The 11,267-nt window shown below is 33.8% G+C and carries 8 protein-coding genes and 1 tRNA gene; 2 read left to right on the top strand and 7 right to left on the bottom strand.

All coding sequences use genetic code 11. The features are described 5' to 3' along the window. Positions 1-765: 765 nt before the first annotated feature. Entirely contained in the window at positions 766-1,086 is a 321-nt protein-coding gene (locus RIV7116_RS02260; RefSeq protein ID WP_015116642.1) for a hypothetical protein, read from the bottom strand. Positions 1,087-1,482: 396 nt separating this feature from the next. Here RIV7116_RS02260 and RIV7116_RS02255 point away from each other — a divergent pair. Both RIV7116_RS02255 and RIV7116_RS02245 read left to right on the top strand, forming a co-directional pair. Further along, positions 1,483-1,554: transfer RNA gene (locus tag RIV7116_RS02255), tRNA-Gln, on the top strand. A gap of 1,216 nt (positions 1,555-2,770) precedes the next feature. Further along, on the top strand, positions 2,771-4,972 hold the full coding sequence (locus tag RIV7116_RS02245) for a polysaccharide biosynthesis tyrosine autokinase (RefSeq protein WP_015116640.1): 2,202 nt from the start codon (positions 2,771-2,773) through the stop codon (positions 4,970-4,972). Between the two features lie 95 nt (positions 4,973-5,067). Here RIV7116_RS02245 and RIV7116_RS02240 read toward each other — a convergent pair whose 3' ends face one another. The 6 genes from RIV7116_RS02240 to RIV7116_RS33585 all read right to left on the bottom strand — a co-directional run bounded on the left by RIV7116_RS02240 (position 5,068) and on the right by RIV7116_RS33585 (position 11,255). After that, positions 5,068-5,547, bottom strand: coding sequence for a hypothetical protein (locus RIV7116_RS02240; RefSeq protein WP_015116639.1), 480 nt, complete (start codon positions 5,545-5,547; stop codon positions 5,068-5,070). Positions 5,548-5,859: 312 nt separating this feature from the next. Beyond that, positions 5,860-6,888, bottom strand: coding sequence for a glycosyltransferase (locus RIV7116_RS02235; RefSeq protein WP_198287570.1), 1,029 nt, complete (start codon positions 6,886-6,888; stop codon positions 5,860-5,862). A gap of 78 nt (positions 6,889-6,966) precedes the next feature. Then, positions 6,967-7,818: a glycosyltransferase family 2 protein gene (locus RIV7116_RS02230; protein ID WP_015116637.1), complete on the bottom strand. Its 852-nt coding sequence runs from the start codon at positions 7,816-7,818 to the stop codon at positions 6,967-6,969. A gap of 120 nt (positions 7,819-7,938) precedes the next feature. Continuing rightward, positions 7,939-8,772: a hypothetical protein gene (locus tag RIV7116_RS02225; RefSeq protein ID WP_044290721.1), complete on the bottom strand. Its 834-nt coding sequence runs from the start codon at positions 8,770-8,772 to the stop codon at positions 7,939-7,941. A gap of 368 nt (positions 8,773-9,140) precedes the next feature. Beyond that, positions 9,141-10,394: a glycosyltransferase family 4 protein gene (locus tag RIV7116_RS02220; protein WP_015116635.1), complete on the bottom strand. Its 1,254-nt coding sequence runs from the start codon at positions 10,392-10,394 to the stop codon at positions 9,141-9,143. 87 nt (positions 10,395-10,481) lie between these two features. Then, positions 10,482-11,255 (bottom strand): class I SAM-dependent methyltransferase, encoded by a 774-nt coding sequence (locus RIV7116_RS33585; protein ID WP_015116634.1) that lies wholly within the window; start codon positions 11,253-11,255, stop codon positions 10,482-10,484. Positions 11,256-11,267: the final 12 nt, after the last annotated feature.

The following is an 11,267-nucleotide window of genomic DNA, read 5'->3' as shown; positions in this document are numbered from 1 at the left end:
TTGATAAAGTACGCTTTATAAATGCCTGAAAAGTTTATCTTTACAATGTATGTAAATAAATAAATTAAAGGCAAACTGCAAGAAAATATCTTAGTTATCACTGATAAATATTACTTGCAAACACAACAAGAATATAATATATAAAATTACGCTCCATGAGTAGAATTGCCTTTCTGTAATTTTTAAACATATCTCTTGTCGGAAGAGATATTTGATTCATACACTTTTGGTTTATGAAGTATAACTCTTGCAAACTTAACCGCGTACAAGATTTCTATATAAAGCGAAGGGTAGATATAGGTTAAGTAAGCAGCCCTGTGTGTGTTTTTTGTAAACACCTAAGTACTAATCCTAGTTAAAGAAGTAAAAAATAACAACTGATACTGATATAATTAATCAAAACATCATTTACATGAAGGCATTGTGAATTAAAGCTTTGTAGCAAAAATATAATAACTGGAGTTCAGACTAAAAACTGCGATATTTGAAACGTCGCCCTTTGGGCTATCACCATTTGTATTTAGTGATATCAGAAAGGAACGCCGGTGTTGGATCGGGCACTCCTTCAACGGAATATCAGAAAAGACTACTAAGTCTCAACTTTTATTGCTGACTAAGAGTAAGGGGGGAGGGGGGTAGAGGGGTGGAGAAAACAAGTTTCTCTTCTCACTATTACCCATGCACTATTGCCCTAATGGACTACTAGAAACATATGTAAAATTGCTTAATAAATTGCTAGTATTTAGATTCAAAATTTAAATAAAACTAGTTATCTGTTACTTTTTGAAGTAAAGCCATCCACATATCTGCCGGATTTGAATAATAATCTATTTCTTTGACTTGATAGCGATAAGACTCAGAACCGTTTCTTAATATTATGTAATCATCTTTCTTAACACCTTTACCTCGGGCTGTCATGCAACCCTGGTTGTAGTTCTCTGCGGATTCAAACATATAGTCCTTTCCGTATTCTGCATCAGAATAATCATGAATTTTGTGTTTTTGCAGTTTTGCCTTATTAAATACAAAATGAACTATAGATGAAACGATGCTGTTAAAGTTGATGCTTAACCTGCTATAAGACATGAGTAAATCGAACAATATAATATAAAACCATAGGAAGGTTCAGATTGCCATAGCTAGTTGCGTTTTTGTACAAAATTCGCTATTTGCAAGACAATTATAGTATTTATGCTCAATTGTAGATATTATCTGCCTTTATTTTTACGTAAATAAATGCTCGCAGCTTAAATCACAGATGGTGGTGACAACCTAACAGCCACTGCTACGCAAATTAATTGCAAGGACTGTATAGCATTGAAGCTGAATGCAATACAGAATACGCTGAAAATCGAACGGAGAAGCAAGGAAAGGATGCTTTGTTCACCTTCTTTAATATCCTTCCAATCCCTGATTAAATTATTTATATAGAAGTACTTGACACAATCGAATATCGCAGCTATATTTATATACGTGCCTTGTTGGGGTGTCGCCAAGTGGTAAGGCAGCGGGTTTTGGTCTCGCCATTCCTAGGTTCGAATCCTAGCACCCCAGTTTTGATTTATTGAAAATTTTAGTATTATCCCAAGTTCAAAAGAATGTGTTCTTTTGGTCTTAGATTTCAATGATATTTTTGTGAATCTTTATAGTTGCTCAACGAAGCTATTGGGAAATATTATTCATGTCAATCTAACTTCTTCACTTCATATTTTTGGCGTTGCTGATTAAAAGTATGATTTGCCCCCCAACCCCCAATTCTGGGGGAGAAGAATAATTTCAAGTCTCCCGAAATTGGGGGATTTAGGGGACTAGTAAATATGATAAAAATAAATTCATATTTCAATTCACCAATGCCATATTTTTTCTCAAGGAAGCTTTTCATTTAAGTAGGTTGGCACAAATAAACCGAACGATGTAAAGGATTTTAAATATATTTGAAATCCTTGCGTTCGCTTCGTTTCACTATCTCCCTCCGGGAGACGGGAATCCTCAGACGCTACGCCCTCACCCGGCAATTTCGGTTTGGTGAAGTACTAGTTAACTCTTGACTTTACTATTTCTTACATAAAAGCCGTTAATGATAATCGTTCTTTAACCAATCTTTGCGATCGCTGAACATCAGATAGCTGTTATTACGTAGCTTTTACAGCAATAATAGTTGTCGATCTCCGCATAGAAATAGATCGGCTTATCAGCGGCTTCATCAGAGTAGATGTAATTTTTGCTACTGATTTATTAAGGATGTAATTGTAAAAATAAAGTAAAATAGTCACACTAGTATTCGTCCGGAAACCTCTAAACTAATTGAGTAGAAATACAATGGTTAAGAATAGCGGATTGATAAAAATGCTAAACATATTATCTAAAGTGAGACCCAGTATAGTTTTTGGTTTAATGACGCAATGAAAAATTCAAGGAAGCTGACTTTATTGTTAGTATTAAATTTATACACCGAGTAATTTATAAACTAGTGAAAGACTGATTATATTTTGAGCAAAAAATAAATAAATTACTAAAAAATATTGCGTAATGTTACTATACATGTAGTGCATCGCTTCATATTAATCAATATTTTAAGTATTAAGATAGGGTGGTACGTCTATCAAGAGGGTTTTCGGAAATACTTTACTCTCCTTGAATGATTTTTTTGACTGTTAATGGATTTACTCGGGTGTGTATCAGATTCGGTGGTTAGGGAAAGCAAACTATTGATTGCTGCCGTCAAGTCAAAGCGTATAGATAATACAAGTAAGAAGAGTGTATATAGACTATGCAGAAGTCAGAACAGTATCCTTACCTGTTGTCACAAGCAAGGGCTATAGATTTAAAGGACGATGATGAGGGAATAAATTTAGGTAGAGTCGGAGCAGCCCTGCGCCGTAGAGTATTGTTAATTGCCGGTGTAACAGTTGCTGCTGCAACAGCAGGAGTGCTAAAAGCAGAAACAGATCCTCCGGTGTATCAAGGTTATTTTGAAATTTTAACCAAGCCTGTAACTGGCGAGAGTAAGGCGATAGCAGATGTACCTCAAACTCTAGGCTCTCAAGAAAAAGTATCAGCCCCAGAATTAGAACAACAAGTCGAAACTACACTTAAAGTTTTGCGAAGTCCGCGAGTTTTAGATCCAGTTGTACAAAAGCTTCAGAGAAAGTATCCAGAAATAGACTATGAGATAATCTCAAAGCAGTTAATAATAGTATCCGAACAACCAAATATTCTCACAGTTGCATATACAGATCCAAACAGGCAAATAGTAACTGATGTATTGGATGAAGTTTCTGAGGCTTATCTGGAATATAGTCTGGCAGAGCGTCAAGCTGATATAGATCAAGCAATCAAATTTGTTCAAGAAAGAATAAATGAAGGTGGACTTAAACAACAAGTCTTAGATTGGCAAAATAAGCTCAGAAGAATTAGAAGAGTTAACAACTTGATAGAACCCGAGCAGCAAGCTCAACAGGTATCTACCCAAATTAGTAATTTAACTCAGGAAAAAACAAAAAATCGAGTCCAACTCGAACAAATGTTAGCTGAGTATCAGAACCTGCAAAAGGAGTTAGCTCAGCAACCTGGAGACAGAGCTGGTAATTCAATATTAAGTGAGAATAATCGTTATCAAAAGATATTAGACCAAATTCAGGAAATTGATATCGAACTGAAGATACAAGCTGCTAAATTTACAGATAATAATCCAAGCATACAAGATTTACGGCAAAGGAAAGCTAACTTGCTTCCGATGCTTAGTGCTGAAGAACAGCGAGTTCAAAAAGATTTTCAAAGCCGCATTCAATCTTTAAGAGCGCGCGATGCTGCATTGGGTGAAAAAATTAACAATCTCAACGGGTATGTGAGGAATTTAGCAACTGTCACGCGCGATTATGAAAATATTCAACGTGAATTAGGAATTGCGAACCAAGCGTTGAATCAGTTTTTAGCTAAACAGCAAGCTTTGGAAATTGAAAAAGCTCAAGAACTACAACCTTGGAAATTATTAGATCCGCAGCTGTCTATGGTAACGAAACCTAAAGCTGTTTCTGATAGCGCGACGAGAAACTTGATTTTTGGTGGAGTTGCAGGTTTAGTACTGGGTGTAGGAGCAGCTCTACTTGTAGATAAGTTGAGCAATATTTTCTATACTGCTAAAGATTTGAAGGAAAGTACCAGATTACCGTTATTAGGGGTAGTTCCGTTTAGAAAAGAACTTGTGGCTAGCAATAAGCAAGACGCAGGGGCTAGTGGAATTCAACAAACAACTCGCGCTGCCTTTTTTGAGGTTTTTCGCTCTCTTTACACCAATATTCTGCTTTTGGGTTCGGATACACCGATTCGTTCTCTCGTGGTTAGTTCCGCAACACCAGAAGATGGGAAAACTACTGTTGCGATACAGCTGGCTTTAGCAGCAGCAGCAATGGGACAAAGGGTATTATTAGTCGATGCAAATCTTCGATGTCCTACTATACATAAACGTGTAGGATTAATGAATATTCAGGGATTAACCGATATTATTTCTTCTGAATTGGAATGGAGCAATGTAATTGAAAAGTCTCCCCTCGAAGATAATTTGTATGTAATGGCTGCCGGTCCGATTCCACCGGATTCAACTAGATTGCTAGCATCTGTAAAAATGCAGGATCTAATGAGCGAACTGCACAGCAGCTTTGATTTAGTAATTTATGACACTACGCCTATAGTTGGTTTTGCTGATGCTAATTTATTAGCCGCTAATACTAATGGAGTGATGTTAGTAGCTGGTTTAGGTAAGCTCAAACGTACTGTATTTACTCAGGCATTAGAAGAAATTCAAATATCAGGTACTCCTATTTTAGGTCTGGTTGCAAATAAATCTAAAGAAACAACTCCTACTTCCCAAAGTAATTACCAGCAGTATTACAAGGTAAGTAGAGAAAAATTTGATGCAGATGATGCAATTGAATCTAAAAATTCTTCGGTGAATAAAGTTAAGCTACGTTAAATGAGTTGAAAATTGTAGAGACGGGGCGTATTGCTACGTCTCTACGGGAGCTGGGAATAAAATCCCTGACTCCTATTTTTTTTGAAGCAAACAAGCTAATTATCTGGAGATTTCAAAGCTTTGTCTAATACTTCACGAGCTTGCTCGGCTTTCTCTCGCGCGTCTTTATAGCGTAGATTAGCTTGAGCAAAATTTTTCAGAACTTTAAAACCTTCTTTGAGGCTAGAAATTTCTTCCTCGCTGACGGATTGATCTGAAAAAAGGATATCAACTAATTTACGAACTTCTAAAGCTTCGGTGCGTGTATCTTGAACTTTCAACTTTAGAGTTGCAAGATTGCTCAAAAGTTGAACTGCTTCTATAATCGTATCTTCACCGCTAGCAGTATCCATTGACGGTTCTTTCACTTCAATTAACTGTTGAGGACCAAATCCTTCTTCTAGTTCGGTAGGTAAATCACCTGCTTCCATGATTTCCATCAGCTTATCCATCGCTTTTTCACGAGCTTTATTGGAATCTTTGCCGGGAACAGTAAGGATGATTTCTGGACTTTGAACGAGAGTATAACGAACCATATTTAGGCAGAAATATTGCGCTAAACCAAACCGAGTTTTTAATTTTAACTTAAAAAGGTACCAATATATTATTTATTCTTCTGGTAATTCCCAATTGGTAATTTAAACTATGCCTGTTGAAGTTTAGCCAGCAATTATAATCTATGATGCTCTTTGCTCCGGCATTGCCATTACATTTACGATAATTATCTTAATAATCACGCCTTGATTTAATAAAAGTTAACTATTTTAGCCTTTGAATTTCCTCAAGTCGTAACGAAAAAGGGGTATAAAAATCAAGGTTGTGTTCCTGTTTAAGTCTCATATCTACTTTTATTTCGCTTGGGTTAAGTTAGTAATAATATTTACCCAATCATCAAAGTTATCGCTCACAAAAAGATTTTTTGATGTTTCTATGCCTTCAGCACCGATACTGGTTGCAATAACTGGCAAACCTGCTTGAAGCATTTCTAAAGTTTTGAGTTTGATTCCCGCACCTTGAACTAAGGGTACAATTCCTATTTGTGCGTTTTCAAAAAAATGTGTGGGGTTTTCGATAAATCCAGTTACTATAATATTCTTGCTGGCTAGTTTTTTTATTTTTACAGAAGGGTTGGAACCGACAATATAAAGTTTATATTTTGAATCGATCTCAAGCAGATTTATAAAGCAGTTTTGAATAAATTTTATAGCCGCTTGCTCGTTTTCCGGTCGATTCATTGCAGCCCAAAATAACAAACTTTTTTTTTCTATTTTTTCTGTATTACGTTCGACTTGATATATAAAATTGCTTAACCGTGGAGGTTTTATGATAATTTTGTTTTCTGGTATATTAAATAATGAAGTTAGAATATTGCGGTCTTTTGTTGATAAAACCCATAATTCATTAACTTTAGAGTAAAGATTTTTTTCAAAGTTGAATAATCGGGCGACTTCGATACCTAATATAGGTTTTTTTTGGGATTTTCTTAAAAAAGATTGAGAAATAATATCATGAATGCTGATTATAATACGAGTATTTTCAGAGTTTATTTGATTTTTGATTAAATCCAAATAAACAGCAGCGTGGGAATATTCAAAATGAATTATATCGTAAGTATTTTGTTTTAGTAATTCTTTTATTTGTTTAGCTAAAACTGTTTTATAGCGAGTAGAAAATTTAAAAGGAATAGATAAATTTCCCAAACAGTTAATAATTTTATTTGATTTACTAAGAGAATAGGTAAAAAGGCGATCGCCATATTTATTCACTAAGTCTGTTGCTGCATTTATTTCTTCTCGATTTGCAATTACAATAATATCAACGGTTGTATCAATCGGATTGTTATAATTAGCAGAATGGTATTTTTCTAAATTATGCAAAGCTATCTTTTGCCCTGCTTGGGGATATAAATTAGTAGGAGCATGGGCAGAAATAAATAGTATTTTTGACATAAAACTTTACCATCTACCATATGCAGATGTAGATTTTTTTGTAAATTGTTTAATAACACTTTTTAGTTTACGTGCTGCGGGTGGCTTAAGAAAATACCTAGCGGGTAATGCAAATACTTCGTTTATAATCCATAATATGTAAGCTTTTATGCGTTTTTTTTGGGATATTTCTGGAAAATTATCGGATGCGCTGCTACTTATTTCCCAACATTCTTTAATTAATTTTGCTCTATCCCAGGGTAAGGGTGATGAACTCATTCCATTGAGAGAATAAGCCGCTAGGGGATTTTCGATGCAATAAAATTTAAATCCATGATTAAATAAACGTAAAATCATGTCATAATCAGCAGCAATTTTATATTTTAGATTATATAAACCTACTGCAACATAAGCAGATTTTTTAATGAAGCAAGATGGATGATTTAAAGTAAAGCGAATTGATAGTTTTTCTAGCTCCCCCGGAATAAAGGTAGCTACATATTCATCTTGATAGTAATTCTGGATCGGTGAATACAATATATCTATATCTGGATATTTCTCAAATTCAAGCTGAACTGTTTTAATTGCATTCTCAAGATACCAATCATCGGAATTAATAATACCGACTATTTCTCCTGTAGCAAGATTAATCCCTTTGTTCATTGCATCGTAAGCACCAAAATCTGGTTCAGAAATAACTAAATCTATCTTTTCTGCATATTTGTTGATTATCTCACAAGTGCTATCGGTAGAATTTCCATCAACTATAATATACTCAAAAGGATATATTTTATTTTGATTAATTACACTTAAAATTGTTTTTTCGATAGTTTTTTCAGAATTATAACTTGGCGTAATTATAGAAATTTTAGGCTGCATACTTATTTATAGAATGAAGATTTATTTGATTGTGTCTTTTATGTTATAGATTAAATATTAATAGTTATGAGTTATGAGTTTAAAGTTTATTCATAATAGTTAATTTGTTACTGTTAACTGTTAACTGTTCGCTGTTCGCTGTTCAACTGACATTGCTAAAATACTCACGAAAAGTAAAGGAGCTAGCCCTTGAAGCCCGCTATGTAAAAACAAACAAAAGAATAAATAGGGGAAAATAAATTTATAATTACTTGGAGTATAGTATCCACCTATTATTTTCAAAATCGCGCAAAAATAAAGAAACCCTAGAGGGATACCTGTATATGCTATTACTTCTAATAGTGAATTATGAATTAAAGAACCAACGTTTTTAAATACTTCCTCATATCTAGCTGCATAACCGTTCAATGCTAATATCCAGTCATCTTGATAGGATGCTATTAAAAAACGGTTAGCCTCAAATCTAGCTAAGTTTGAATTATCGTTAAAAGAAAATAAGCGATTTGCACTTGTATCATATCCATAACCTATTTCAACGAACTGTAAAAAATATTCTCCTATTAAAATTCCGAAAATATTTGAGAACACAAAAAAGGCTGTGAAATTTATTTGACTGGCAATTTTTATAAATTTATTTTTACAGAAAATAATGATTAAATAGATAAGCAAGCTGAGAAAATAATTTCTACTTAGAAAAAACACGGTTGAAACTAAAGCTAAAATAATACCTGGTTTAAATTTAGCTTTGCAACAAAGGAAAAAGAATAACAACATAAATAAGCCAGATACGTTGGGATCTCCGTTGCTTAATGAGACTCTTGCACTGCCATCAAACTCTAGCCTCCTGTATAGTGCCATTTGATAAATTAAAGCCACGGTTGCGATCCAGCATAATCCGATTAAATATCCTCTTTTTATACGAATTTGCGGGCAACCGCTAAAACCTATAAGCATTAAACAGATTGGTAAACTGTATCTGAATAAATGATATGTTGAAAAGTTAAGAAAAGTAACTATTAAAATTGAACATATGATGAGAATGTCTATAATTAGTAATTTTGTTTTGTAGAACAAAAGCTGTATTAATAAAACAATGGTAAGTAAAGGTAGAAATATCTTCGCATGGGGAAGTTCTATATTGTAAGGAACAAGGTAGAGAATTAATATTGTATAAAAAATTAAAGTGTAAAAAAAATAGTTTATCTGTGGTTGTTTAAATTTTGAGTTTATATTCACTTTATGCTCCCACAAAATATATGGAGAATTGGGACAAAGTAATAGGTTAGTAGATTATATTTCTATGATTAACATGCTAAAAGCAACTAGGAATATTTGCGATCAATTATTTCACTAAATAGTTGTGAGTAACGTCGTGCTTGTAATTCTAGATTAAACTCTTGCTCCACTTTTTTACGAGCGCGATCGCAAATTTTTTGCGGGTAACTGTTTGATAGTATCCAATCAATACCTTTGGCTAAACCTTCGATATCAAAAGGTTGAGCTAAGTAACCGTTGACTTGATGTTCAATCATATCAATCATTCCTCCAATATTGAATGCAACACATGGAGTACCGCAAGCTAAAGATTCCATCACGGTATTAGGTAAATTATCTTGAATTGAAGCGGCAACAAAAACGTCTGCTGCTGCATAAACTAGTGCTAAAGATATATCATCATGAAGATTTCCCATATAATGACATTTAAAGTCGGTTTTATACTCTTGTTTAGGCGATAAAGAACCAAAAAAAACTAATTCTACCTTGTCTTTGTAATCACTTAAATTTTGTAGCGCTTTCTCAAGTAAATGCATTCCTTTTCTTATATAACTACTGTTAGCGGCACCTGATAAAATTAATTGTTTATCTAAGGGAAGATTCAACAATTTTCTGGCAACCTTTTTGTCAATTGATTTATATTTTTTAATATCAATACCGTTGGGGATAACTTTGATAGGATAATTTTTGAATAAAGAACTTTGGCGTGCAACTTTCGCTAACCAATGGCTGGGGGTTACAACTGTTAAATCCAGGTGTTGCCATGCTTTTGCTTTGCGTTTCCATACCCAACGTGACAAATCTGCTTCGTTTTTAGAATCGAGTTGGATGCATTTACCGCAGGAATTAATATAGCGATCGCAATCTAAACTATAATGACAACCTCCGGTAAATGCCCACATATCGTGTAAAGTCCAAACTAGCGGTTGCTTAAATTTAGCAATGCTTTCAATTTTAAGATAGCCGCAAATCCAATGAAGATTAATTATATCTGGTATGCCTGTAGATATATTTTTTATTTTAGAATTAATAAAATCTGGAAAATATTGTGGAGAAAAGGTTCCGTATTCATGATTTGGATAAAGTTTTAATGGTAAATTATCTAAAGTTGGTCGCATTTGATTGACCAACTTTTCAAATTTATTCGTATTTGCAATTACGGTACTATCGTTACTAGTTTTGTATTCAACTAGCATTCGCGAATTTATATCTATATTTTTTAATCCCTGATGCAACCTAAATGCTGCTTTCGCTGCTCCACCACTTGTATCGAAGGTACTTAAAATTAAAGGATTTATCATCGGTAAATAGCGAGGAGTTAATTGTTAGGATTTAGGTAACATCAATTATCATTGAATAATTTATTGATTGATTTTGGTTTACCTATCTCATAGTTTTCTAGAGCAAAAAGCATAACTATCAAATATTCCGTAGCGTCTATCTAGATAGTTAGAAAAATCTACCGTGGTTTCAAAACCAATTTTTTCTAAAATTTCAAAAATATCGATTCCAAATGTTCTGTATGCAAGAATTTTACCGCGAATTCTGTCTCCGTGATATTCTGGAGGCAATAAATGAATATCTTCTGCTCCGGAGGTATCAACACGAACCAAAGTTGGTTTATCGAAAAAGCAGGGGACGGTAAAAATATGGTATCCACCCGTCTTTAATATGCGATACACCTCAAAGAAAGCTTTTTCATAGTCCCTAATATGCTCAAATACATCTTCTGTAATTACTACGTCAAAATTTTCATCTGCAAAACTCAATTTTTCTAAATCCTGACAAGAAACTTGTTCGCTAATTTCTGTTCCGATTTGAACATTTGGTATGCAGCTCGAACAGTAATATGATGTGGAATTGTGCAAAACTTGATAAAAGGCATCATCTACATCAGTATTGTAAATGCTTACACTATCTAAATTATTTTTTGCTGAAATCTCAACCAGGCTAGAAATATTCGTAAAAATTTTACTAATCAATAATTTTGCTACGTGCCTTTTTCGAGATGAACTTTGACAGAAAGGACAGTACATGTTGTTGCGTACTGTTTTTGTATCAATGCAGATGAAAATAGTAGACTTTCCACATATATTGCATTTCCCAACTTGATGATGTCCTAGGTTTTTGATTGCAAGTGTAGCTGCTCGACTGACTTTCATAATTCACCTTAT

Source organism: Rivularia sp. PCC 7116 (assembly GCF_000316665.1).
In the GTDB taxonomy this organism is placed as follows: Bacteria; Cyanobacteriota; Cyanobacteriia; order Cyanobacteriales; family Nostocaceae; genus Rivularia.
This window is presented reverse-complemented; position numbering and strand designations above follow the sequence as displayed.